This is a genomic window from Pelosinus fermentans JBW45 (assembly GCF_000271665.2).
Taxonomy (GTDB): domain Bacteria; phylum Bacillota; class Negativicutes; order DSM-13327; family DSM-13327; genus Pelosinus; species Pelosinus baikalensis.
Map to the genome: position 1 here is coordinate 1,130,682 of NZ_CP010978.1, position 24,929 is coordinate 1,155,610.

At 40.4% G+C, this 24,929-nt stretch carries 22 protein-coding genes and 1 riboswitch; of the genes, 21 read left to right on the plus strand and 1 reads right to left on the minus strand.

All coding sequences use genetic code 11. The annotated features are described in order from the left end of the window. Positions 1–25: 25 nt before the first annotated feature. The 7 genes from JBW_RS04575 (at position 26) to JBW_RS04605 (ending at position 6,325) form a co-directional block, all read left to right on the plus strand. Positions 26–1,519, plus strand: coding sequence for a sugar ABC transporter ATP-binding protein (locus JBW_RS04575; protein ID WP_007955556.1), 1,494 nt, complete (start codon positions 26–28; stop codon positions 1,517–1,519). Between the two features lie 32 nt (positions 1,520–1,551). Beyond that, on the plus strand, positions 1,552–2,544 hold the full coding sequence (locus JBW_RS04580) for an ABC transporter permease (protein WP_007955555.1): 993 nt from the start codon (positions 1,552–1,554) through the stop codon (positions 2,542–2,544). Next, positions 2,541–3,509, plus strand: coding sequence for an ABC transporter permease (locus JBW_RS04585; protein ID WP_007955554.1), 969 nt, complete (start codon positions 2,541–2,543; stop codon positions 3,507–3,509). Before JBW_RS04580 ends, JBW_RS04585 begins: the two co-directional genes overlap by 4 nt. Before the next feature lie 135 nt (positions 3,510–3,644). After that, complete coding sequence (locus tag JBW_RS04590; protein ID WP_007955552.1) at positions 3,645–4,670, plus strand: autoinducer 2 ABC transporter substrate-binding protein; 1,026 nt, start codon at positions 3,645–3,647, stop codon at positions 4,668–4,670. 16 nt (positions 4,671–4,686) lie between these two features. Further along, positions 4,687–5,001, plus strand: coding sequence for an L-rhamnose mutarotase (gene rhaM, locus JBW_RS04595; protein ID WP_007955544.1), 315 nt, complete (start codon positions 4,687–4,689; stop codon positions 4,999–5,001). Positions 5,002–5,188: 187 nt separating this feature from the next. Then, complete coding sequence (locus tag JBW_RS04600; protein ID WP_007955543.1) at positions 5,189–5,638, plus strand: Lrp/AsnC family transcriptional regulator; 450 nt, start codon at positions 5,189–5,191, stop codon at positions 5,636–5,638. Positions 5,639–5,698: 60 nt separating this feature from the next. Beyond that, a complete protein-coding gene (locus JBW_RS04605) occupies positions 5,699–6,325 on the plus strand; it encodes a LysE family translocator (protein WP_007955542.1) in 627 nt (208 codons plus the stop codon). A 162-nt stretch (positions 6,326–6,487) separates the two neighbouring features. Here the strand turns inward: JBW_RS04605 and JBW_RS04610 are convergent, their stop codons facing one another. Continuing rightward, a complete protein-coding gene (locus tag JBW_RS04610; protein ID WP_007955541.1) occupies positions 6,488–7,366 on the minus strand; it encodes a LysR family transcriptional regulator in 879 nt (292 codons plus the stop codon). A gap of 180 nt (positions 7,367–7,546) precedes the next feature. Between JBW_RS04610 and JBW_RS04615 the strand changes: the two genes are divergently transcribed. The 14 genes from JBW_RS04615 (at position 7,547) to JBW_RS04680 (ending at position 24,927) form a co-directional block, all read left to right on the plus strand. Beyond that, positions 7,547–8,431 carry a fumarylacetoacetate hydrolase family protein gene (locus JBW_RS04615; RefSeq protein ID WP_007955540.1) on the plus strand — a complete coding sequence of 295 codons (885 nt, stop codon included), beginning with the start codon at positions 7,547–7,549 and terminating at the stop codon, positions 8,429–8,431. 653 nt (positions 8,432–9,084) lie between these two features. Continuing rightward, the gene (locus JBW_RS04620) at positions 9,085–10,242 is read left to right on the plus strand and encodes an ABC transporter substrate-binding protein (protein WP_007955539.1); all 1,158 of its coding nucleotides are present in this window, start codon (positions 9,085–9,087) and stop codon (positions 10,240–10,242) included. A gap of 36 nt (positions 10,243–10,278) precedes the next feature. After that, positions 10,279–11,160, plus strand: a complete 882-nt coding sequence (locus JBW_RS04625; RefSeq protein ID WP_007955538.1) for a branched-chain amino acid ABC transporter permease — start codon at positions 10,279–10,281, stop codon at positions 11,158–11,160. Between the two features lie 2 nt (positions 11,161–11,162). Next, positions 11,163–12,143 (plus strand): branched-chain amino acid ABC transporter permease, encoded by a 981-nt coding sequence (locus tag JBW_RS04630; protein WP_007955536.1) that lies wholly within the window; start codon positions 11,163–11,165, stop codon positions 12,141–12,143. Next, positions 12,140–12,901, plus strand: coding sequence for an ABC transporter ATP-binding protein (locus JBW_RS04635; RefSeq protein ID WP_007955534.1), 762 nt, complete (start codon positions 12,140–12,142; stop codon positions 12,899–12,901). The genes JBW_RS04630 and JBW_RS04635 overlap by 4 nt, the downstream gene beginning before the upstream one ends. Position 12,902: 1 nt before the next feature. Next, complete coding sequence (locus JBW_RS04640; RefSeq protein WP_007955532.1) at positions 12,903–13,610, plus strand: ABC transporter ATP-binding protein; 708 nt, start codon at positions 12,903–12,905, stop codon at positions 13,608–13,610. 175 nt (positions 13,611–13,785) lie between these two features. Further along, positions 13,786–14,700, plus strand: a complete 915-nt coding sequence (locus JBW_RS04645) for a branched-chain amino acid transaminase (protein ID WP_007955530.1) — start codon at positions 13,786–13,788, stop codon at positions 14,698–14,700. A gap of 265 nt (positions 14,701–14,965) precedes the next feature. After that, positions 14,966–15,048: riboswitch (cyclic di-GMP riboswitch) on the plus strand. A 170-nt stretch (positions 15,049–15,218) separates the two neighbouring features. Next, complete coding sequence (locus tag JBW_RS04650; protein WP_235334139.1) at positions 15,219–16,970, plus strand: EAL domain-containing protein; 1,752 nt, start codon at positions 15,219–15,221, stop codon at positions 16,968–16,970. Between the two features lie 465 nt (positions 16,971–17,435). Next, the gene (locus JBW_RS04655) at positions 17,436–17,777 is read left to right on the plus strand and encodes a DUF3870 domain-containing protein (RefSeq protein WP_007955528.1); all 342 of its coding nucleotides are present in this window, start codon (positions 17,436–17,438) and stop codon (positions 17,775–17,777) included. Between the two features lie 127 nt (positions 17,778–17,904). Beyond that, the gene (murI, locus tag JBW_RS04660) at positions 17,905–18,732 is read left to right on the plus strand and encodes a glutamate racemase (protein ID WP_007955527.1); all 828 of its coding nucleotides are present in this window, start codon (positions 17,905–17,907) and stop codon (positions 18,730–18,732) included. Positions 18,733–19,011: 279 nt separating this feature from the next. Then, the gene (locus tag JBW_RS04665; RefSeq protein WP_007955526.1) at positions 19,012–21,012 is read left to right on the plus strand and encodes a sigma-54-dependent Fis family transcriptional regulator; all 2,001 of its coding nucleotides are present in this window, start codon (positions 19,012–19,014) and stop codon (positions 21,010–21,012) included. Positions 21,013–21,484: 472 nt separating this feature from the next. Next, the gene (locus JBW_RS04670; protein ID WP_007955525.1) at positions 21,485–22,450 is read left to right on the plus strand and encodes a thiamine pyrophosphate-dependent dehydrogenase E1 component subunit alpha; all 966 of its coding nucleotides are present in this window, start codon (positions 21,485–21,487) and stop codon (positions 22,448–22,450) included. Positions 22,451–22,563: 113 nt separating this feature from the next. Continuing rightward, the gene (locus JBW_RS04675; protein WP_007931606.1) at positions 22,564–23,532 is read left to right on the plus strand and encodes an alpha-ketoacid dehydrogenase subunit beta; all 969 of its coding nucleotides are present in this window, start codon (positions 22,564–22,566) and stop codon (positions 23,530–23,532) included. A gap of 171 nt (positions 23,533–23,703) precedes the next feature. Continuing rightward, on the plus strand, positions 23,704–24,927 hold the full coding sequence (locus tag JBW_RS04680) for a dihydrolipoamide acetyltransferase family protein (protein ID WP_007955524.1): 1,224 nt from the start codon (positions 23,704–23,706) through the stop codon (positions 24,925–24,927). Positions 24,928–24,929: the final 2 nt, after the last annotated feature.

Consider the following 24,929-nt stretch of genomic DNA (forward strand, 5'->3'; position numbering starts at 1 on the left):
TCAATTGAGATTGGAGGAGAGCAGGTTGACCTCAGATTATATCGTTCAATTAAAGCATGTCAGCAAAACATTTAGCGGCATTAAGGCGTTAGATGATGTATCTTTAGATATTAAGCGTGGTGAAGTTCATGCCCTTGTAGGTGAGAATGGAGCGGGAAAATCCACCTTAATTAAGGTGCTGTCTGGTGTTCATTTTCCAGATGATGGTGCCGAGATCTATATTAATAATGAAAAAGTCATCATACGAAATCCGATGGATGCTATTCGCAAGGGAATTTCTGTTATTTACCAAGATATTAGTTTGTTTCCTAATTTAACGGTTGCCGAGAACATCTGCATTGGCAATGATGAAGTGTGGAAAAGAAAGCTGAATTGGTCTCAGATTCAGCAATTGGCTGAATGTGCCATTGCAAAAGTAGGGGCAGCGATTGATCCTTACATGATGCTAAAAGATTTGAATTTGGCTTCCCAGCAAATTGTTGCCATTGCCAGAGCGATTAGTTTCAACGCCAGCTTAATTATTATGGACGAACCTACATCCACCTTGTCATCAGGGGAAGTGGAGAATCTCTATCAGATTATTGACAATTTGCGCAAGAACAACATTGCTGTCTTGTTTATCAGTCATAAATTTGACGAAATCTATCATGTTGCTACCCGCGTAACCATATTAAGAGATGGTAAATTTATCGCTGCTCATGATATACAGGATGTGGATCGCCCAGAATTAATACGGTTAATGGTTGGCAGGGATGTAGAATATATCTCCATGAATGCTGAAAAAATCTGGGATGAAGAAGTTTTAAAGGTGAATCATCTGAGTAAAAAAGGAAATTTTCGTGATATTTCCTTTACATTAAGGAAAGGTGAAATTATTGGGATCACAGGGCTGGTTGGTTCAGGACGCAGCGAATTGGCAAAGGCAATCTTTGGTCTCAATAAGCCAGATTCTGGTGAGATCATTTTAAATGGCAGCGCTGTTACCATTGCATCTTCCAATGATGCTGTCCAATACGGTATTGGCTATGTGCCGGAAAATAGACAACTGGAAGGACTCATTGGTAAAAGCAGTGTCTGCCAGAACATCACGTTATCCATTTTAAACAGTCTTTGTAATTCCTATAAGTGTGTGGATGTAACAAAAGAGAGACAGCTTGCTCAGGAATATATTGAAAAACTAGATGTCAGGCCTACAGAACTGGACAAATTGGTTGGGCAGTTAAGCGGCGGCAATCAGCAAAAAGTAGTTCTAGCAAAATGGCTGGTTACAAACCCCAAGATTTTAATTATGGATGAGCCCACAAGCGGTGTAGATATAGGGGCAAAAATTGAAATCCATAAAGTGCTGCGGCAATTGGCTAATAACGGCATTGGTGTAATCGTCATTTCCTCGGAGCTGCCTGAAATATTAGCAGTGAGTGATAAAATACTCATCATGCGACAAGGCAGTATCGTTAGCGTTATCGATAAAAATCTTGCAACCCAAGAAGCCATCTTAGCAAAAGCCTTGGGTGCATAAAAGGTAACCCTATGAGAAAAGGAGGATGCACGATGAATGATTTGCTTAAAAAACGTGAGTTTGTCATGTTTATGATGCTCATGGTTATCAGTATATGTATATCACTTATAACCCCTACATTTCTGACTCCGTCGAATTTACTCAGTATCGTTATGAATAATATTATTTTAGCTATTATGGCTATGGGTATGACCTTAGTGATTGTTACGTCCGGTATTGACGTATCCGTTGGCTCTCAATTGGGCTTCGCAGCCATATTTGTTGGTTTGGTAGCCTTAATTCCTGGTTCTAATATCCTTACTGTTCTGGCTGTGGGAATTGTCAGTGGAATTGTATTAGGGCTTTTAAATGGTATATTGATTGCTGGTGCTGAGATACCTGCCATCGTCGTTACCTTAGGTACCATGAATATTTTCCGCGGAAGTTTGCTATTGTATACAAATGGAAAATGGGTTACTGCATTGCCTGCCTGGTACACAAGCCTGTATAACACTTCCGTAATGGGAATTCCCATTCCCATTATCATTTTGTTATTGGTGATTGGGGTAACCTATTTTATTACGCAGCATACTCGCCTGGGGCGGAGTATCTATGCCTTAGGAGGCAATCCCGCCATCGCATCACGGGTGGGTATCAATACAGGAATGGTAACTATGTTTGTCTTTGCCTATATGGGTGCATTAACGGGAATTGCCAGCATCTTATATGGTGCTCAATTAGCAACCATTGATCCGAATGCAGGGACATCCTTTGAATTAATGGTTATTTCCGCTGTCGTTATCGGTGGTGCAAATGTTCTGGGCGGAAGCGGCAGTTTGCTGGGCAGCCTGATTGGTGTGCTGATTCTTGGTGTATTGCAAAACGGTATTATTTTGATGCGTATAGAGCCTTACTGGCAGAATGTAGTGGTTGGATTGACTTTAATTACGGCTGTAACCCTAGATGTTGTGAATAACCGTAAAAAAGAAGAGCGCAAAAAAGTAATCTATGTCGCCGAAGAAGTAAAGGCAGGTGGTAGCGTATGATTGGGATAAAGCGGTCTCACGAATTGATTCTACTGTTGTTTTTCAGCGGTTTGATTATCATTATGAGCTTATTATCACCTTCATTTTTAACAATTGATAATCTTTTATCTGTTACCCAGCAAATGTCAGAATTTGGGATATTGGCATTGGGCGTCACGGTTATTATTATTACTTCTGGTATTGACCTTTCTGTCGGGTCCATTGCTGGTTTGACTACCATTGTGATTGCCATGAGCTATGGCTGGTCTGGCAGCCTTGTTGCAGCGATTCTGCTAGGAATCTTGGCAGGAGCATTATGCGGCGCATTTAATGGGGTATTGATCGCGAAAATTGGTGTACCGCCGATTCTGGTAACCTTGGGAACAATGACATTCTTCAATGGTATCGCATTGGTGCTAAGTAAAGGAAACGCGATTTCTGACTTGCCTGAGGAATTTTACTTTGTAGGTCAGGGTTACTTGTTTGGCAATGTACCAGTGCAAACCTTAATCTTTCTGGTGCTGGCAATCTTGACCTCTCTTTTATTATCCAAGACACCTTGGGGGAGGAGAGTATATGCAGTAGGCAATAATTCCGTTGCTGCTGTATTTTCTGGGGTGCAGGTTGATAAAGTGCTACTGTATGTATATATTTTTGCAGGTATCATGTCGGCTATTTCTGGTTGGATTATCTCCTCCCGGGTTTCTACTGCCAGAGCAGATCTGGGGGCCGTATATGTAATGCAAAGTATTGCAGCTACAGTCCTAGGAGGAACTAATATTGCAGGGGGTTCTGGTACAATTTTTGGTACGGTAATTGGTGTCAGTGTCTTTGCAGTGTTGGCCAATGGATTAAATCTGATTGGGGTAAGTCCTTTTGCCCAAAATTTATTGATGGGTTTGGCTTTGATTGTGGTGCTGCTCATTAACAACGTATCGATTATCAAAAGGAAAATTGCCATCTTTATAAAATTGAATTTCAACTAATGCTGGTCGTGGAAGTACCCGGTTTAACAGCAAGGCTCATAGGTGTACACCAAAACGAAAGGAGGAATTGTAGGTAGAGCCTGATTCGGAACCAGTATCGGGTATTTCAAAAATATAATAATGAGGTGACTTGGAATGAAAGCCAAAAAGACAGTTACAATGTTATTGGTTTTTATGTTTATTGCATTGCTGTTGACGGGATGCGGTAGCAGCAGCAGTAATGCTCCAAAAGCAGATAGTGGAGCGAAAACGGGCAAGAAAGTGGTCGCAATGGTTCCTAAAGTAATTGGCAGTCCTTATTTTGATACTTGTGCAGAAGGTGCTAAGAAGGTAGCAGCTGAATTTGGTTTTGAATTTCTCTATACAGGTCCAACTTCTGCAGATGCTGCACAACAGGTAAATATCATTCAAGACTTAATTAACAAAAAAGTCGATGTCTTGATCGTTGCTGCGAACGATGCCCAATCCGTTGCTCCAGCTCTTAAGAAAGCAAAGGCAGCCGGAATTAAAGTAATGACCTATGATGCTGACTCTACACCTGACGCTCGTGATTTATTTATTAATCAAACGACTCCTGAAATACTTGGTCGTCACATTATGGACAATGTAGCGAAAGAAATCGGCGGCAGTGGTGAATATGCGATCTTAACAGCCTCATTAACTGCCTCGAATCAAAATGTCTGGATTAAGTGGATGAAAGAGCAGCAAGCTGCTAAATATCCTAATATTACTCTTGTAACCATTGCACCAAGTGAAGAAGATCAGCAAAAGGCATTTGCACAAACGCAGAATTTAGTGAAGGCTTACCCTAATTTAAAGGGAATCGCTGCCTTATCTACCGTTGCTGAACCCGGTGCTGCACAGGCGATTGAACAATTAAACGTAATTGGAAAAATCAAGCTGGTTGGTTTGGCTACACCAAACGGAATGAGACAATATTTAAAGAGCGGCGCAGCGCAAAGTGCCACTTTATGGGACGTTGGTAAACTTGGTTATTTGAGTATGTATATGGCCAAGCAACTTCTTGACGGGAAAACTCCCACTGATGGCATGGAGGTCCCTACTGTAGGTAAAGTTGCTTATAAAGCCGATAATAAAGAAATTATTATGGGAGAGCCTTTAGATTTTACTAAGGAGAATGTAGATACTTTTAATTTCTAAAAGGGATGGGGTATAAATGATTCGTAAAGCATGCCTTATGAAGGTGTTTGCTAATTGTCACGCAGAGTATAAAAAAAGGCATGATGAAATATGGCCGGAAATGGTGCAGATGCTTAAAGAACATGGTGCACATCGTTATTCTATCTATCTTGATCCTACCAGCAATACTCTGTTTGCCTATTTGGAAATTGAAGATGAAGAAAGATGGAATAAAAGTGCCCAGACCCAGATCTGTCAAAAATGGTGGGACTATATGAAAGATGTGATGGAGACCAATCCGGATAATTCTCCAATCGTCGTGAACTTGCAAGAGGTGTTTTATCAAGAATAACCTGCAAAAAGGAGCAATTCTGATGGCAAATCTTTGAGGCAGTGAATTTGAGGTGAAATGAGCTGTGTAGGATTATCTACGTAGCTCGTTTTTGTTTGTTTAAATTTAGATAAACATCCAAGAAAGATTGCATTTATTATTAATATTAACTATAATTACTACAAAAGATACTAAACGGAGGTATGAGATGGTTGATTCGATCGATTCGAAAGCATTAAAGCAGCTGATGGAAAAAGCCCGCACCACTTGGGCGGAATTGGGAGCTCTCTTAGGGTTGTCAGCGCCAGCGGCAGCTGAGCGCGTACATAAGTTAGAGGAGCGTGGTATTATCAAAGGATATTATGCGCTAATAGACCCTGAAGCAGTTGGCTATGGCTTAGCTGCGTATATTGCTATCTATCTTGACAAGCCTGAACATCGAAAAGGATTTCTGAAATTTGTGCAAGATACGAAGGAAATACAAGAATGTCACCATATTGCTGGAGACGAGGATTATGTGTTGAAAGTACGGTGTAAAGGGACGCGGGATTTAGAACGGATGGTGAGTGAAAATATCAAATCCATTCCAGGTGTTGCTAAAACACGTACTACGGTCATTTTATCTACAGTGAAAGAAAATCCTATATTGCCTATATAGAGAAGATTGCCGTTAGGCAGAAGTTCACTCCAATAAAATCAGAGAGGAAGTTGTTTGCAGATGCTGGATTCGATGTGGCTGATCAAGGGCCTATTACTGGGATTTTCTATCGCCGCTCCGGTGGGGCCTATTGGAATTTTGTGTATTCGTCGAACATTAACCCAAGGGATGCGTAATGGGTTGGCTGCAGGTTTAGGAGCGGCAACTGCAGATGCTTTTTATGGAAGTATAGCAGCCTTTGGACTTACCATAATTACGAATTTGTTTGTAGATAATAGCCTATATTTTCGTATTGTAGGCAGTGGTTTTTTATTTTATCTTGGGTATAGTACTTTTATTGCCAAACCTGCTCCAATAAAGGAGGAAGTTTATCAAGACGGATGGATAAGAGCCTATCTTACCACGTTTTTCCTGACCATTACGAATCCGATGACCATATTGTCTTTTAGTGCTGTTTTTGCAGGTTTTGGGTTTGTTGATGCAAAAGACGATTTCTTTTCCTCCTGTTTATTGGTAGCAGGAGTATTCTTAGGATCTTGCTTATGGTGGTTTATGTTAAGTGGAACGGTTCAGTTGCTGCGACATACATTCAATTATCAGAGATTGATATGGGTTAATCGCATATCAGGCACTCTTATCGTTGGATTTGCGATTGTTTCATTTTTAAGCTGTATAAGTTTTAAGTAAAAAAAATGAACCACAAAGGCGCAATGCCGCTGACACGGCACACAAAGGAGTACACAAAATAAGTAAATAGAACCCTTTGTGTCCCTTGCGTCTTTGTGGTTAATTCATTATTCTTTCTCTGTGTTCTCTGCGCCTCTGCGGTTAAAAAAAGGATGCGTCAACTTATTTCACATATTCGAATTCATTTACAAAATCGATAAAGGCTTTGCAAGCCAGAGGTAAAATTTTATTTGGTTTCCAAATAAGCCCCATTTCGAGGAACAGGTGGGGATGAAGAGGGATTTTTGTGACATGGTTTACGACTTTTATTGAATTTTTCGGTAAAAAGGAGATTCCCACTCCTTTTGCCACTAATGCTTTTATGGTCTGAAATTGGTTTGTTGAGAGTGCGACACTAGGAACTAAACCGTATTTTGCATATTCATCCAAAATGATTCTTCGCAGTACAAAACCTTCATTGTAGAGTATGATGGGTTCATCTTTTAGTTGCTCAAAGGTCAAAAAGGGTTGGCGGCTTAAGGGATGATCAGTAGGAAGGCAAACGACGATTTCTTGTGAAGTAATTAAGTGGGAATGTAGATCGGTTAATGTGGGCGGTAAGATGACAAGACCTACATGTACGTCTTCTTGTCGTACCAAATCAACAGCTGTTGAAGATCCGTCTTCGATAACAGACATCTCAAGAGAGGGATAGTTTTTCTTAAAATCTGCAAATAACTGAGGAAATACATACGCTCCTAATAATGGTGGCACCGCAATCCGGAAGGTACCTCTCGTCAAATTCTTATATTCAATCATGGTGTTCTTGGCAGCAGCCATTCTTGCCAAAATATCTTCTGCCAAGTCAAGAAATACGACTCCTTCTTCTGTTAGGAGTACTTTTTTCTGGGTTCGGTCTAATAGCTGGAATCCCAGTTCTTCCTCTAACTTATGAATGGCTTTAGAAATAGCAGGCTGAGATATGTGCAATTTATGAGCAGCAGCTGTGAAATTCTTTAGTTCAGAAACAGTAACAAAATATTCTAATTCTCTTATATCCATTTTTTATTCCACCCCGTCAATAACTTATAGTTATCATACCATGATTAATTGATATTTTCATTATATTTAGGATCGTACTATACTAAAAGTGCAGAAACTAGTACCTTGTCAGCTTTAAAACGGTAGGATAATGGCGAGGCTATATAAAGTGTTCTTGCATAGAATGAGGAGAGATTTATAATGGAAAAAGAATATCATGAGGGAATTTTAGCAGGAGAGCATTTAGCTGCTTCTTGCGTTGGCACAGCAGAAGGAACGAGTGCTGAAGATAATACAGCAACAGAGTCAAAGAGAATTGTTCGCTATCAAGATAGCGATGGAAACATACATTATGGCGTTATTGAGGGAGAAACTATCTTTCAATTAGCCAATGAATTTGCAGAAATCGCTGCTGGTACATGTTCCTATGAGGGGACGGAAGTCGCACTTGGAGATGCAAAAATTCTAATTCCTGTAGAGCCATCAAAAGTAGTCAATTTTGGCTGGACATTTGCCGGACATGCTAAAGAAACGGGTGGTACGGCGAATTTAAAAGAACCTTTTCTTTTCTTAAAACCGCAATCTGCGCTAATTGCAGACAAAGAAACCATATGCTTGCCGCCAATTGATTTAACGAACAAGGTTGAGCTTGAAGGCGAAGTTGCCTTAGTAATTGGCAAGAGCGGTAGAAACATTCCGGAAGAAGAGGCGTTAAGCTACGTTTTTGGTTATACCGTGTTTAATGATGTAACAGCAAGAGATTTGACTAAAACAGACCCGCAGTTTACACGGGGAAAAGGTTTTGATACTTTTGGACCTATTGGGCCATGGGTGGTAACTGGTATTGATCCGACCCATTTGAGAATTGTTACAACCTTAAATGGAAAAGTGGTACAGGACGGAAACACAAGTGAAATGTCCTTGAGTATTCCATTTTTGATTAGCTGGGTTTCAAAGATCATGACCCTAGAACCTGGCGATGTTTTGGCATTGGGATCTCCTTCTGGCACTTGTCCGATGAAATCCGGTGATGTGGTAACGGTAGAAGTGGAAAACATTGGCAAGCTAACGAATTATGTGAAATAATTCGTTAGTAACTTAAAAAATATAATGTTATAAAAAAAAGCGATGACGAAGATCGCGAAAGAAATGTGAAGAACACGAAGGATATTATGGCTATTCATATCCTTCGTGTTCTTCATAATCTTCGTGTCTTTGCGGTTCAAAATGCTTTATTATTAAATACCGTCTATATTTTATATCATAAAAGTCCTTGACAAAAGAGCAATGTCCTGTGATAATGAATACACCATTACAAAAAAGAATTATGATGTGGGATTTGAAATATGGAATGCTACTTTGAAAAGGCAGCATAGGATCTGTATCATTGATCTTTTTATAGGGAAAATTTTATAACAAAAAGTAATGACTAGGAGCGACACAGCAGAGAAAACGCTACAGAGAGCTGGCGGGTGGTGTAAGCCAGAGCGAAATTGTGAGTGTCATCTCGCCTAGGAACTCTTTTGCCGAAATAAATACTGTTGCAGCTGCTTCCGTATTGTTAAGCAAAAGCGCCGCCGAGCGTTAATCGGAAGTCTGATTATAATCAGATGCAATGAGTCCAATGTAGGGTGGTACCGCGTATCGTCGCCCCTATCAACGCTAATAAAGCGTTGATAGGGGCTTTTTGTTTTTTGCAAAAAGAATACAAAAAAGAAATAAAAAAGGTGGAGATTCGTATGGTAACAAGGAGTATAAAAAAGAAGGGCATAGTAAGTCTTTTTCTAATGGTTTTAACGGTTATGGTCCTAGGGTGCAGCAGTGAAAAGTCTGGGAATAAAGGGGCAGCCTCAGATGGCAGTACGGCTAAAATTGGAGTGGTTTCCTATCTGACTGGGGCTGGTGCGGCTTACGGCGAGTCAATCCGTCAAGGATTAGAACTGGCTAGCGATGAGGTCAATGCCAAGGGAAAAGTAAAGCTTGAACTTATTTTTGAAGATTCTAAAGGTGAGAAGAATGAAGCGATTAATGCTGTTAACAAACTGATTCACAAAGATAATGTATTGTCACTCATTGGCCCCACATTAAGTGGTGAAATGTTTGCTGTTGGACCAATTGTCAATCAAGAAGGAGTACCCATTATGGGAACGTCATTGACAGTAGAAGGAATTACTGAGATCGGCGATTATGTCTTCCGCAATTCTTTGCCCGACTCGGCTGCTATACCACAGTCTGTAAAAAAGGCTAAAGAAAAATTCAATTTGAAAAAAGTAGCGATTATGTATTCGGATAACAATGATTTGGCGGTATCAGGGTTTAAAATATTTGAAAAGACCTTAAAGGAAATTGGCGTAGAAGTAATTGCAGTGGAAACTTTCGCTGATAAAAATACTGATTTTTCCGCTCAGTTGACCAAAATTGCCACACTGAATCCCGATGCCATTATGGTTGCTGGATTGTATCAGGAGGCTGCGTTGATTCTTAAAAAAGCACGGGAAATTGGAATCACTGTTCCCGTTGTTGGTAATAATGGTTTTAACTCGCCGCAGTTGATTAAATCAGCTGGTAATGCAGCCGATGGAGCCATTGTAGCTAGTCCCTGGTTTCCGGGAAAAGATGATGCTAAGGTTAAAAGCTTCATAGCTGCTTACAAGGCAAAATACAAAAAAGAACCTGACCAATTCGCAGCTCAGGCTTATGATGCACTGCAAATTATGGCAATTGCAATCGAAAAAACAGGTTCAGTTACAGATCGACAGAAACTTCGTGATACATTGGCTACGGTCAAGGATTATTCGGGTGTAACTGGTAAGTTTGCCTTTGATGAGAAACGCAATCCGTCGATGGATGTTACAGTTCTCGTTGTAAAAGACGGTCAGTTCACAGAACTAAAATAAGGATGTCGAGTAAGGTTAAGACTGGGGGAATTAAACTTGTTTTTGCAGCAGTTGATTAACGGCATCACCTTAGGAAGTACCTATGCATTGATTGCGTTAGGCTACACCCTGATTTTTGGTGTATTAAATATTGTTAATATGGCTCATGGTGAAATATTCATGTTTGGTGCCTTCATTGGTTTGATTTTGGCTACTAAATTCAATATGAGTATCTTTAGTGCCTTGTTAGGGGCTATGGTAGCAGGAGCAGTGCTCGGGTATCTTATGGAGCGTCTGGCACTGAGGCCGCTGCGCCGTCGTAAGGTTTCTGAATTAGCACCTCTGATTAGTACGATTGGGGTATCCATTTTTCTAGAGAGTTTGGCACTTCGACTGTTTGGACCACAAGCGCAATCCTTTCCATCCATTTATGCTGCACAACTATTTGAGGTGGGCGGACTTAAAATTTCAGCGGTGCAGATTATTATCTTGGCCATTTCATTTGGGTTAATGGTTGCGCTGCGTTTCTGGTTGGCGAAAACACGCTTGGGCAAATCCATTCGTGCTACAGCTGAAAATATTGAAACGGCTAATCTGTTAGGTGTGGATACACAAAAAGTAATCGTGCTAACGGTTATGCTGGCATCGGCCCTGGGAGGGGGAGCTGGGGTACTTGTTGGACTGGCCTTTAATGCAATCGAACCAACCATGGGAATTACTATGGGATTCAAAGGGTTAGCAGTACTTATTTTGGGTGGTTTAGGCAATATTACCGGAGCGATGGTCGGCGGGTTGCTTTTAGGTATCGCTGAAATATTCAGTGTAGCTTATGGGGTGTCATCGTATCGTGATGCTGTAGCTTTTGGTTTCATTATTTTACTGTTATTTTTGCGTCCTCAGGGGATTTTTGGCAGCAAAGAGCAGCAAGGAGGACGGTAGGCATGGAATTTTTATTAAATCCGTATTACATGCAACTCATAACCTTTATCATCATAAATGCCATTTTAGGCATTAGTATTTATCTAACGTTGTCTACAGGACAATTATCCTTGGGCAATGCCGGCTTTATGAGCGTAGGAGCTTATACCTCGGCTCTTCTTACTTTAAAAGCTGGAGTTCCTTTATATGCTGCGGTTCCTTTAGGCGGCGCCGCGGCTTGTCTATTGGCAGCGATCATCGGTATTCCCACCACTCGATTGCGAGGCATCTATCTGGCAATCGCGACTCTCGGGTTTGGCGAAGTAGTTAGGGTGATTATTCTCAATCTTAAGATTACCAATGGTGCTTTAGGGCTTTCGTCAATTCCTTCTATGGGTGTAATGCTCAGTAAAGGGATTGCTGCTTTTGGGTTAGCAGGTGGTATTGGCGGAATTAGTGTACGACAATTGGGCAGTATTGCTGTGATTCTCATTCTGGCTCTGATTTTAGGGTTCTTGATCTTTTTTGCCTTGCGTCTTAGTTCTTCCCGGTTAGGCAGAGCATTTGCTGCAATTAAAGCGGATGAACATGCCGCAGAAGTCTCTGGTATTGATACCCGCTACTATAAATTATTAGCCTTTTTTATGGGGGCTTTTGTAGCTGGTATTGCTGGTGGTCTGGCAGCCCATATCACTTTTTATATTGGACCGAAAGACTTTGCGTATCATCGGGCAGTAGAAATATTATTGTTTGCTGTTCTTGGTGGCAGTGATGTGGTATGGGGACCGATTTTAGGAGCAGTACTTCTGACAGTATTGCCAGAAGTACTGCGGTTTGCCACTGAATATCGGGAAATGATCTATGGGGCAATACTAGTCCTGATGATGGCTTTTCGCCCGCAGGGACTCATTAGTGAAAGTACTCTTGCATTATGGCGGACAAAGCTGACTCGTCAGCCTAAGATCGCGGGCCAAGATAAGGTAACAAGGAGGACGACGCCATGACCTTACTACTTGAGCAAGTCACGAAACAATTCGGTGGTTTGGCCGCTCTGACGGATGTGGGCTTTACGGTTAATCCAGGAGAAATAGTAGGAGTCATCGGACCGAATGGAGCTGGTAAGACCACACTGTTTAATCTTATTACGGGTGTGCTGGCACCTAGCTCTGGCAGGATTATTTATCAAAAACAATCATTAGTCGATTTTAAACCACATAAGATTACAGAACTGGGAATTGCCAGAACCTTTCAAAATATTCGTCTGTTCGAGCATCTTACAGCCTTAGAGAATGTAGTGGTTGGCGCACATTGCCGTATGAAGGCCGGATTGTGGCAGGGAATATGGCGTACAGCGGCTCAGCGGCAAGAAGAAAAAAATATCCGTGAAAAAGCAAGAGAATTATTGAATTTAGTAGGAATTGGTGAAGATGAATTGTCTTTGGCAGGGGCTTTGCCTTATGGTAAGCAGCGGCGTTTGGAGATTGCCAGGGCGTTAGCGTCACAGCCGGATTTACTGTTACTTGATGAGCCAGCTGCTGGAATGAATGAGAGTGAGACCGATGATCTTCAGATATTGATAAAAAAAATTCAAGAATTAGGTAAAGCCGTTATTTTGATTGAGCATGATATGGGCTTGGTAATGAACATTTGTGACAAGCTGGTGGTATTGAATTTTGGCAAAAAAATTGCCGAGGGTATTCCGAAGATCATTCAGGATCATCCAGCAGTAATTGAGGCCTATCTTGGCAAGGAGGAAGACTAATATGCTACAGTTGCAACAGCTTGCCGCAGGATATGGCAATATTAAGGCATTGAAAAATATTGATCTTACTGTCCCTGCAGGGTCGATTGTTTCTTTAATTGGTGCAAATGGTGCCGGGAAGACAACAGTTATGAAGGTTATTATGGGATTGATTAAACCAGAGTTCGGTCAGATTTTCTTCAAAGGTCAAAATATTAGTGGAATAGCAAGCCATAAAATCGTGAGTTTAGGACTTTCTCTAGTACCGGAAGGTCGCAGCATACTGTCGCGAATGACGGTATTGGAAAATTTGGAGATGGGAGCTTGCCAGCGCCAAGATAATGAAGTGCAGGCAGACTTGCAACGGATCTTTCAACGATTTCCCATACTGGAAGAGCGAAAAGCCCAATTAGGAGGGACTCTTTCGGGTGGTCAGCAGCAAATGCTGGCGATTGGCAGAGCATTGATGTCCAGACCCGAATTGTTGCTTCTTGATGAACCTTCAATGGGGTTAGCGCCGCTGGTAGTGGCGGATATTTTTAAGGTCATTCAGGAAATTAACCAAGAAGGAACTACGGTATTGCTTGTGGAACAAAATGTAAGGCAGGCATTAAAGATTGCTAAGTACGCCTTTGTATTAGAAACGGGACGCATTAGTCTCCACGGCCAGGCTGAGGATATTGCTAAAGATCCACGGGTTATGGAAGCCTATCTAGGCGGCAAAAAATAAATGATTAGCAGTCTCTAGGGAAGTCTCCATTTAGGACGGCAAAGGATGAGCATAGCTAACGCTTCGCCGTTGTACTTAACCTACGCTTATAGTTATGCTCATCCTTTGCCTGTCTGTGGCTATAGATGGATGGTTTTCGAAAGAGACTACATTAGAATGGGGAGGAACTGTAGGAATGGAAAATATGTATGTTTTTTATGAGGGAAAGATTGTTTTGGAGAGCGAAGTACATATCAGTGTACGCTGTAAAGGATTTAACTATGGGCTCGGTTGTTTTGAAGGAATACGGGCTTATTGGGATGAGACTGAAAAACAGCTGTATGTATTTCGCCTAAGAGAACATTATGAACGTCTTCTGCAATCCTGCAAAGTGTTGTATATTAATATTCCTTATACTGTAGATGAGTTATGTCAAGCTACGATTGAATTGCTTAAGAAAAATAATCTTCAGACGACAACCTATATCAGGCCAGTTGCATTTAAGGGCTCCAATCATGTTGCTCCTACCTTATTAGATGATGACAATCGAATTGTGATCTATTGTCAGCCTATGGGTAACTTTACTGGCAAAGATGAGCTTCGGGCCGCATTTACTTCTTGGGAACGCTTAGGGGATAACATGCTGCCGCCTCGCACTAAGCCTACAGCTGCTTATCTTAATTCGGCTCTGGCTTCTTTAGAAGTAGTGAGTAAAGGGTATGACGAGGCTTTGTTTTTAACACGCAATGGTCATGTTTGTGAAGGACCGGGGGAAAATGTATTTATGGTTCGCAATGGGAAAATAATTACTCCACCTCCATCTGACAATATTCTTGAAGGTATTACCAGAGATACAGTGATGCGTTTGGCACGCCAAGAGCTTGGCATTGAAGTGATTGAGCGCAGTATTACCAGAACGGAATTATATGCAGCGGATGAAGTTTTCTTCAGCGGTACAGCGATGGAAGTGGTGGCTGTTGTTGAAGTGGATGACCGAAAAATTGGCAATGGCCATCAAGGCCCTGTGTGCCGTAAACTTAAAGAATTATTCTTTCAGGTTGCTACGTCCAAAATAAAGACATATTCGGATTTTAGTACACCTGTATATTAGAAATTAAAAGTTTTGTAGATTTTATGAATCACAAAGGTATAATGCCACTGATGCGGCATTATACCTTTGTGATTTGATTCGTTTAATGTATAGAGGTAGAGGTATGTAAGAAGGCAATGAACCGTGAGGTTGCGATATGGGATATTGTGGGATGTTTTTTTTAAAAAAGATCCTTGCTTGGAGGACTTTAGTCCTTAAGTTTTAACTTGACTTAATAATAATAAGGCAATACAATTATATGTATAATTTGACAAAAATTTCAAAAGTTAATATTGGGCAAACTTACCGAAAGGTAAGGACGCAAAGCCGTGGGTCTAAGGAATTGTCTATGACTGCCAGGTTGCGAATATAATTACATTGTAATTATTAAATTGGCACCCGCTTTCTATAGCTGGTGCTTTATTTCGTATTCTTTATTCTCTGTGTCCTTTTTGGCTATTATATCGGTGGAGTCATAAGAATTACTAATTACCGGGAAATAGGAGATGATATAGTTGACCCTGCGATCCAAAATAACAATGCTAGTGGTCGTAACCTTTGGTCTATTTATTTTTTGTGTATATGCTTCTTTACATTATTCATTGGATCAGCAATTTGAGGAAAAACAAATTTCTATTGAAAATTCAGCTACTGGTAGGTATGAGAATCTCGCTCTTACTATGTCTTTCTTAGAAGAGCAGCATTTACATCTAGTAGGTCAAAAAAGTATTTACTATGGAGCTATTTTGATATTGTGTAGTGGTTTGATTTTTAGTTTTCTTTTACCAATGATATTAGAAAAAATCTTATTTCGTCGTTTGTATTCATTAATTAGGAGTATCGTCTACATAACTAAGACCCAGGACCTGTCATCAACTCTATGCGTATCAGGAACTGATGAAATTGCTATTTTGGCAGGAGAAATGAATGAGATGCTACTCGCTCTGTCCAATGAAAAAATGCTGAGGCAGCAAGCCTTGCAAGAAGTCCAAGAGCTTAATAAAAATTTGGAAGAGCGGGTACAAGAAAAGGCAATACAGCTGAAAAAACAGATGTATACCGATCAACTTACGACAACTCCCAATCGTCTGCAGCTGAATGAAGATATGAAAGATGCTGAGAAACCTCATTTAGCAATTATTAATGTAGAGCAATTTCGCACGATTAATGAATTTTACGGCTATCAGGCAGGAGATGATTTATTGCTGGAACTGGCAGAACGTCTGAAAAAACTGATAGAACCATACCACTATAATTTATACCGCTTAGCAGGTGATGAATATGCCATTCTTGCTAATGAGGGAAATGAGAAGAACTTTAGTGATTGGATGCTGAATATTCATAATGTAATTGAAAAAGTACCTTTTAAAATTCATGGTCATAGCTCTTATCTTTTTGTTACTATCGGTATTGCAATTACGAAGGATAAACCTTTAGAAAAAGCACAAATGGCTTTGGAATACGCCAGGCAATATTGTCTGCCGCTAAAAGTGTATCATGATGATTTGCCTATGAGGGAGACTCATCGCAATAATCTTCATTGGATACATGAAGTACAAGATGCAATACAGGAAGATCGGGTAATGGTATATTATCAGCCGATCATGAATACTCTTACTTTTGAAATTAGTAAATACGAAGTATTGGTTCGCTTGCTTGGCCGAGATGGGCAGGTGATTTCACCTGGAACATTTTTGCCTATTATTAAGAAAACTAAGCTGTATCCTCGTTTGACAGAAGTGGTTTTAGAAAAATCTTTTACTCACTTCGCAGATAAAGATGTTGATTTTTCAATCAATCTAAGTGCTGCGGATATTTTAGATCATGGAGTACAAGAGTTAATTGGAGAATTATTGGAAGACTCTTGCACCGCGAAAAGGGTCACTTTTGAATTTGTTGAATCAGAAGAATTTAAGAATCCAGACGATCTATCTTTCTTTATCAAAAAAATAAAAGCTTCTGGTGCCAAAATAGCAATTGATGATTTTGGCAGCGGTTACTCAAACTTTGCCTATATTTTAAATATGGGAGCTCATTATATTAAAATTGATGGCTCATTAATTAGTGAAATTGGAACAAATCCTGCAATGGTCGCCATTGTTGAAAGCATAGTATATTTTGCCAAGCAGCTTGGTATTCGAACCATCGCTGAATACGTTAGTTCAGAGTCTATCTTTCTAGAAGCTAAAAGAATTGGTTTGGATTATGTACAAGGATACTATATAGGAAAACCAAGCCCTATTTTAGTAGAGGAAAACAAGTTCTGCTGCGTTCGTTTAGGTGTTAGTTAAGTAATTTGCTAAAAATAATAAAGGATAATGGATTTCTCATATAATCACGTTCTCTAATCAGCAGAGGTGATTATATAAGAAATCCATTTTTGTTTTTTTATAGCCTGTAAGCCAGTACCTTATCAGCCCTAAATCAGTGAATACTGACAGTCTAGTTATTTTTATTGAATTGTAATATTTATCCTATATGGCGGCAATAATAAAGACAGAACGCTAAGGATAAGCAAGGATGTGATGATAATAATGAATGAGACAGAGGAAAGTTGGAAGGAAAGTCCAATCGTGATTTTTGCAGGTGTGTTAGTAGTATATACAGTTAGCCACTCCATCATGGCATTATTCAGCTAATAAGGGAATTTGATATGGATTGTGTTTTTGGTATCTTTGCTACACGATTTGTAATGGTATTGACAATTTATTATCTGCGATGTTATCCTTTAAGCATAAGAATTGTAGGTGAATTCTATGTTTGGACCTAACACCATTTGCATTGTGGGTGATGCCAAGTCACCGCAGAATGACGCAGTAACTCATCAGTATGGACGCTTTTCCATTTGTTTCGTAGTAGATAAAGACTCTGGAAACATTATTACGTGCAGCAGTACATTTGCAATCAGTCTAACGAATGATTTTATAACTACCATTTTTAGTAATAAGAGTTTAACTACGGATGGTGAGATCATTCGCGTAGAAGTGGAAAATCGCTATTTTGGCGCTTCTCAGAAAGCGATTATTGTAGCATTTAAAGATGCACAAAAGAAATATAACAGTATAAAAAAAGGCATTCATGTACAAGTGACAGAGTAGTGCCACTCTTAGGCAAAAAGCATATGTGGCTGCTTCATTTATTACTAACGTAAATGAAATCCAGCAAAGCAATCCTTTTATCAGGATTGCTTTGTTGGATTTTTTTATTTAATAAGGAGGAGATATCATGAAAAGTGGTTTGCCAATTGGAATATTTGATTCAGGTATTGGTGGTCTTAGTGTTTACAGTCAAATAAAAAAGGTATTGCCAAAAGAGGATATCATCTACTTTGGCGATACGGCACATGCTCCTTACGGCACTCGAAATCCATGGCAAATACGAGAATTTGTGAATCAAATGTTATCTTTTTTTGATCGTTGTAATTTAAAAATAGCTGTAAGTGCCTGTAATACCATTACTGTACTGGGATTGGAGGAGTTTCAGAAGAATCATGACTTTAAAATAGTAGGAATGAGCACAGGGGCACAGCAAGCGATAGCTGCCAGTACCAATAAACGTATCGGTGTTATTGGTACAGAGGTGACGATTCATAGTGGGATGCACCACAAAACCTTATTAGCATTAAAACCGGAGAGTAAAGTGTACGCTCAGACTTGCCCTAAATTTGCGCCTCTCATTGAACAAGGAAAGTTGACTGGTATAGAAATAGAAGATGCAATTACTGAATACCTAACCCCCTTAAAAAAAGAGAAAATAGATACGTTATTATTAGCTTGCACTCATTATCCGTATATAAGTGAATTAATAAAAGAATTCATGGGAGATCAAGTGAAGGTGATTGATCCAGCAGAAGAAACGGCTAATCAAATTAGGAATGTGCTTAGCAATGCTGGGATTTTAAATGACAATGGCAATGCAGGAAAAGGGAGGTTATATTTTTCAGAGCAGGCGCAGCAGGTACGCAGGATTGCCGAGAACATTATGGACACTTCAAGATGCTTGTTTTTAGAAAGAAACCTAGAAGGAGTAGTTCCATGTAAAAAAGATAATTGAGTATGACAATTTGCACAATAACCATAAAATTCAAGAGAATGGGAAATTATTTTAAAATATTCTACAGTATTGATGGATAAATTGCAATTCATAGAAGAATTTTAAGAAATTGCAGGAATATAGGTGAGAAGTAATGAAGTTATGCAGTATTTCATAGAATTTTTAATAAGGGTGCTGTTTAGTCATTTCATCACTTTAGGATATTGTGATTTCTTAAGATTGAAAATTCGAAACACAGATTAGTAAGAAGCTTTGCGTACTGATTGGAGGGAAGAGTTCATGGATATGAATGTTCTCGGTGAGCCCGTTGGTCATAATATGGGGATAGCTTGGAATCAATTTATTCGTTCAGGAAAAATCGCAGCAGGAATTGTTTCGCCTTTGGTTGCTAAGTCATGGGAGAAATGTGCCAATCGAAACATGAACCCTACAGAAGGTCGAGGGCAAATTGAATTAGGGCATAATGAGCTTAAAGAGCTGCTAGATAAGAACGAAAGGACGATTCGTATTGCCAATCCTTTTATGAAAAATCTTTATAAAACGTTTTCCAATACGGGATTCATTATCGTATTGGCGGATATTAAAGGATATATATTAGAATCTTTTGGTGATAAGGAACGTTTAAAGAATGCACAATATCTTAACTTTGTTCTTGGAGCTAATTGGTCAGAGGCAAGCGTGGGGACAAATGCAATTGGACTTGCGTTAGCTACGGGAAAGCCGGCTCAAGTCTCAGGCTGGGAGCATTTTTCACAACCGCATCACTGCTGGACTTGTTCGGCAGCCCCCATTTTTAATAGACAAGGAGAAATGGTTGCCGTACTAGATATTTCCGGGCCTGTACATGAGAAAAATTCTCATACTCTGGGCATGGTGGCCGCGGCTTCAGAGGCAATTTCCATGCAGCTAAAAATGCAGCAGAAACAAAATGAAATGGTTTTAGTGAATAAACATTTGGAAAGTATTTTTAATGCTATGTCAGACGGTGTGATCCTCATTGATAAATGTGGCATTATTAAAGACGTAAATACTATTACGAAACAAATGCTCAATCGCAATAACCAAAACATGATCGGCTGTTCGATTGATACTATTTTTAAAGAAATATCACCTTTCACGAAAGAGATGCTGCACCATAAGAAATCGTATTCTGGTATTAAGCTATCAGTGCCTGGTTCTAATGGAACGAATCATTGTTTGGCTTCAGGTGAAATTGTTGCTGATGATCAGGGAAGCGTGAGCGGTGGTGTAGTGATCTTGCGTCCGATTCAACAAGGCAAGAGTTCTGCAAATTGCTATAGTGCCCATAATGCGGATTTCACATTTAATGATATTATTGGTACTAGTTCTTCTATGCGTGAAGTGATGGGAGTGGCAGTATTAGCGGCTGAAAGTACTTCAAACATACTTCTGCAAGGGGAAAGCGGGACTGGAAAGGAATTATTTGCTCAGGCGATTCATAACCAAAGTGCTAGACGTAAGGGACCATTTATTGCTGTGAATTGTGGTGCAATACCCCGAGAATTGATTGGCAGCGAACTTTTCGGCTATGAAGAAGGGGCTTTTACAGGAGCCAAGCGAGGGGGGCGTCCAGGAAAGTTTGAATTGGCGGCAGGTGGGACGCTATTCTTGGATGAAATTGGTGACATGCCTTTAGAACAGCAAGTCTCCTTACTGCGGGTACTGCAAGAAAAAAAGATAAATCGCATTGGCAGTGATAAAATAATTGCTACAAATGTACGAATCATTTGTGCTACAAATAAAAATCTGCTGAAAGAAGTGAGAATGGGGAGCTTTAGGCAAGATCTTTATTATCGCCTCAATGTAATCTCTGTTACCATACCTCCTTTGCGTGAACGGGGAGAAGATATCATCTTACTGCTTACTTCCTTTTTGCAAAATTTGAGCAAAGGCGGAAATTGCGAATTTGACCTAGAGCCGGAAGTACTGCATTGCTTAAAAAAATATAGCTGGCCGGGGAATGTGCGCGAACTTCATAATGTAGCAGAACGAATCATCCATCTGGTTAAGGGAAAGACAGTATCGTTAGTACATTTGCCTGCCGATGTATATCATTGCTGCGAAGAGTTGACTGAACTGCCAACCCAAAGAAGTTCTTTTAAGGAACAGCGCAAGCGGGAGAATGAAAAAACAGAACGAGAAGAAATCATTACACTGCTCCATGAGTGCAAAGGAAATATTAGTCATATTGCCAAACGAATGGGCGTAGCTCGTACCACAGTTTATCGAAAGATGCAATTGTATGCAATACAATATTAAAAGAAATAAGTGTAGCGAGGTGTAGCACTGTAATACACCGTTACGACATTCACGCTACAGTTCATTTATACAAAAACCACCTAAACCAGGTGGTTTTTTTCTATATGTCTTAGGGTGAGTCAGCATTTTTTGTAAGTGTAGAAAGTATAAGCTATAAGTTGGAAAAACAAGCTTTTATGAACCACAAAGGCACAATGCCGCTGACGCGGCACACAAAGGAGTGCACAAAAAATATAAAGAAAACCCTTTGTGTCCTTTGCGTCTTTGTGGTTCAATCAATTTTATATGTTTTAAAAGATGTACATCATGTTATTAGTTGTAAAGAGTTGGTATGAAAATTGCAACATAATAGTATGTGAAGAATTAAAAGCAACTTACTAGCGAATTACTTACAAGGAAGGAGAGGATTGGAGCATTCATAAAAAATATCTGAGTAATGAGAAAAGTCAAAATAGTTTAGGAGGGTTATGATATGGGCGATGTTACGAAAGAACAATTATTGGATTTTTATAAAACAATGCTGACAATCCGTAAATTTGAAGATAAGGCAGCCGAATTATTTGCAGCAGGCAGGCTTCCTGGCTTTGTTCATCTGTATAGCGGGGAAGAGGCTGTGGCTACAGGCGTATGTGCCAGCCTGACAAATAAAGATTATATCACCAGTACTCATCGAGGTCATGGTCATTTAATTGCCAAAGGTGGGCAAGTGGATAAGATGATGGCAGAACTATTTGCCAAAGTGACAGGCTATTGTAAAGGCAGAGGAGGGTCCATGCATATTGCTGATGTGGATCTGGGTATTTTGGGGGCCAATGGTATTGTTGGCGCAGGACAGCCCATTGCTGTTGGTGCTGCATTTGCGAATCAGTATCTAAAGAATGATGCAGTTTCCGTATGTTTCTTTGGTGATGCTGCTTCCAATCGAGGTACCTTTCATGAAGCATTAAATCTGGCATCGGTTTGGAAGCTGCCAGTGATTTTTGTCTGTGAAAATAACCGTTTTGGTATTTCTATGAATCAGAAAGATCATATGAATATTGTGGATGTTTCTCAGCGGGCCATATCTTATGGTATTCCGGGAGTCACAATTGATGGCAATGATGTTGCTGCTGTTTATGAAACGGCAAAGGATGCAATCAGTCGTGCAAGAAAGGGCGAAGGCCCAAGCTTGATTGAATGCAAAACATGGAGACATTATGGACATTTCCAAGGAGATGCCGGTTTATATAAAGATGCCCAAGAACAAGAAGAGTGGTTGAAAAAAGACCCCATACTAAAATTAGAAGAAAAATTAAAGGTCCTGAAATTTGCCAAGGATACGGAACTTAAGGAAATACAACAACAGATACAGGGGCAAATTGATGCGGCGGTTGAATTTGCTGAAAATAGTCCCGAGCCAAGTCCAGAAGATGTTCTGGCCGATGTGTATGCTCCCTGATTGCCGCTATATTGTTGGTCTGCGGGGAAAGGGATATAGGGTATGACTTTCCTAAGGATTGCTATTTAGAATCGGTAGTTTGATTGATACAGAACAAAGAAAGGATGAAGAAAATGAAAAAAATGACATATGCCGAAGCCATTCGGGATGGTATGAGAGTAGAAATGCAAAGGGACGCCAACGTATATATTGCAGGTGAAGATGTAGGGAAATTTGGGGGCTGCTTTGGAGTTACGGCAGGATTATTTGATGAATTTCCTGGTCGGGTACTTGATACGCCGATTAGCGAAACAGCGATTGTCGGTCATGCTGTTGGTGCGGCGGCAGCTGGACTACGTCCAGTCGTTGAAATTATGTTCATTGACTTTATGGGTGTATGCATGGATGAATTGTTCAATCAGGCTGCAAAGATGCGATATATGTTTGGCGGTAAAGCAAAAGTTCCTATGGTGGTACGGACTCCTTGCGGCGGCGGTATGACGGCATCGGCTCAGCATTCCCAATGTATAGAAGCATGGTTCACTCATATACCAGGGATAAAAACAATTATGCCTTCAACTCCAGCCGATGCAAAAGGCTTAATGGCGGCAGCCATTCGCGATGATAATCCCGTCATGTATATTGAGCATAAGCAGCTGCTAGCCATGAGCGGTGAGGTACCGGAGGGTGAATATGTCATTCCTTTGGGCAAAGCAGATATAAAAAGAGCAGGATCGGATGTAACCATCGTTGCTTGGTCATGGATGGTTCACAAAGCATTAGCAGCGGCTGAACAATTAGCAAAAGAAGGAATTAGTGCAGAAGTTGTTGATTTGCGTACGCTGGTTCCTTTAGATAAAGAATGCATTTTGCAGTCTGTTGCAAAGACAAACAGACTCGTGGTGGTAAACGAAGCGGTTCGTACCAGCGGCTTTGCTGGCGAGATAGCAGCCATTGTTGTGGAAGAAGGTTTTGATTTGCTCGATGCTCCCATCGTGCGGGTCACTGCTCTTGACATCCCCGTTCCCTTTAATGCGAAACTAGAAGCCGTTTACTTACCCAACGAAACCAAAATCATAGCAGCAGTAAAGAGCTTATTTTAAAAATGCAAAGGCGCAATGCCGCTGCTGCGGCACACAAAGGAGAACACAAAAAATAAGTTATAAATAAAACCCTTTGTGTCCTTTGCGTCGTGGTTCAAATCGTTTAATTCTGTTTTAAAAGAACATGTAGCGTTTTTTATGAAACTTCAAATGATAAAGGAGTGCGAACATATGGCAGTAGAAATTACTATGCCGAAAATGGGTCTGTCAATGGTAACAGGGACCATTGTGAAATGGCTAAAGAATGAAGGGGATGCAGTCAGTAAGGGCGATATTATTCTGGAGGTAATGACGGATAAACTGACTAATACCATTGATGCTCCAGCAGATGGCGTGCTGCTCAGGATCGTTGCCCAAGAGGAAGAAGAACTTCCCTTTGGTGCTTTACTGGGTGTGATTGGTATGGAAGGTGAAGCGGTTCAAGGTGCAAAAGCTGCCAGCAAAGCAGCACCTGCTGCAGAACCAGTGATTTCCGAAACGAAGCAGGCAGATAGTGGCAGTCGGGAGGTTACGGGAAATAGAGTGAAGGCTTCTCCTCTAGCCCGCAAGTTAGCTAAGGAAAACAATGTGGATTTTACGCAGATCACTGGTACGGGTCCATCGGGACGCATTGTCCGAGATGATGTTCTTGCATTTATTGCCCAAGGTGGCAATTCCCAGCAGGCAAGCACACCAAAGAGCATTGGCAGCCCTGCTCCCATCGAAGAGCAAGAGAACTTTACTCTGACTCCTTATGCCGGCATGCGAAAAGCCGTCGGTGATAATATGTCCCTGAGCTGGTCCGTTGCACCAAAAGTCAATTACCATGTCAGTACGGATCTTTCTGCATTGCTAGCCTTACGAAAAACCATTAATGAAGAAGCACAAGTTAAGATCACCATTACAGATATGCTGGTGAAAATTGTTGCTGTGGCACTTAGAATGTCGCCACACATTAATATCGCATTGGTTGACAAAAATATTAGAAATTATAAAGAAGTTCATGTAGGGGTGGCTGTTGCCATTAGTCAAGGGTTAGTTGTACCCGTTGTGAAAAATGCAGATATCAAAACCATTTCTCAAATTAGCCGGGAAATTAAAGACTTATCCTTGCGGGCAAGAGACAATCAGTTAGGAATGCAGGAAATGCGGGGAGGAACCTTTACAGTTACGAATATCGGCGCTTATCAATCCGTTGATTGGTTTACCCCTATCATCAATCAGCCGGAAGCAGCTATTTTAGGAGTAGGCAGAACGGTAGACACACCTGTAGTAGAAAATGGAGAAATTGTAATTAAACCAATGATCGGACTTTCTTTATCCTTTGATCATCGCGTCATTGATGGAGCGCCTGCCGCTGAATTTTTAGGATTACTCTTAAAACTGATAAAAAAACCATATCAAGCTTTGATTTAACC

Coding starts and splice junctions, on each gene's coding strand:
- JBW_RS04580 (WP_007955555.1), top strand. CDS start 1,552: ATGAATGATTTGCTTAAAAAACGTGAGTTTGTCATGTTTATGATGCTC.
- JBW_RS04585 (WP_007955554.1), top strand. CDS start 2,541: ATGATTGGGATAAAGCGGTCTCACGAATTGATTCTACTGTTGTTTTTC.
- JBW_RS04590 (WP_007955552.1), top strand. CDS start 3,645: ATGAAAGCCAAAAAGACAGTTACAATGTTATTGGTTTTTATGTTTATT.
- rhaM (WP_007955544.1), top strand. CDS start 4,687: ATGATTCGTAAAGCATGCCTTATGAAGGTGTTTGCTAATTGTCACGCA.
- JBW_RS04600 (WP_007955543.1), top strand. CDS start 5,189: ATGGTTGATTCGATCGATTCGAAAGCATTAAAGCAGCTGATGGAAAAA.
- JBW_RS04605 (WP_007955542.1), top strand. CDS start 5,699: ATGCTGGATTCGATGTGGCTGATCAAGGGCCTATTACTGGGATTTTCT.
- JBW_RS04610 (WP_007955541.1), bottom strand. CDS start 7,366: ATGGATATAAGAGAATTAGAATATTTTGTTACTGTTTCTGAACTAAAG.
- JBW_RS04615 (WP_007955540.1), top strand. CDS start 7,547: ATGGAAAAAGAATATCATGAGGGAATTTTAGCAGGAGAGCATTTAGCT.
- JBW_RS04620 (WP_007955539.1), top strand. CDS start 9,085: ATGGTAACAAGGAGTATAAAAAAGAAGGGCATAGTAAGTCTTTTTCTA.
- JBW_RS04630 (WP_007955536.1), top strand. CDS start 11,163: ATGGAATTTTTATTAAATCCGTATTACATGCAACTCATAACCTTTATC.
- JBW_RS04635 (WP_007955534.1), top strand. CDS start 12,140: ATGACCTTACTACTTGAGCAAGTCACGAAACAATTCGGTGGTTTGGCC.
- JBW_RS04640 (WP_007955532.1), top strand. CDS start 12,903: ATGCTACAGTTGCAACAGCTTGCCGCAGGATATGGCAATATTAAGGCA.
- JBW_RS04645 (WP_007955530.1), top strand. CDS start 13,786: ATGGAAAATATGTATGTTTTTTATGAGGGAAAGATTGTTTTGGAGAGC.
- JBW_RS04650 (WP_235334139.1), top strand. CDS start 15,219: ATGCTAGTGGTCGTAACCTTTGGTCTATTTATTTTTTGTGTATATGCT.
- JBW_RS04655 (WP_007955528.1), top strand. CDS start 17,436: ATGTTTGGACCTAACACCATTTGCATTGTGGGTGATGCCAAGTCACCG.
- murI (WP_007955527.1), top strand. CDS start 17,905: ATGAAAAGTGGTTTGCCAATTGGAATATTTGATTCAGGTATTGGTGGT.
- JBW_RS04665 (WP_007955526.1), top strand. CDS start 19,012: ATGGATATGAATGTTCTCGGTGAGCCCGTTGGTCATAATATGGGGATA.
- JBW_RS04670 (WP_007955525.1), top strand. CDS start 21,485: ATGGGCGATGTTACGAAAGAACAATTATTGGATTTTTATAAAACAATG.
- JBW_RS04675 (WP_007931606.1), top strand. CDS start 22,564: ATGAAAAAAATGACATATGCCGAAGCCATTCGGGATGGTATGAGAGTA.
- JBW_RS04680 (WP_007955524.1), top strand. CDS start 23,704: ATGGCAGTAGAAATTACTATGCCGAAAATGGGTCTGTCAATGGTAACA.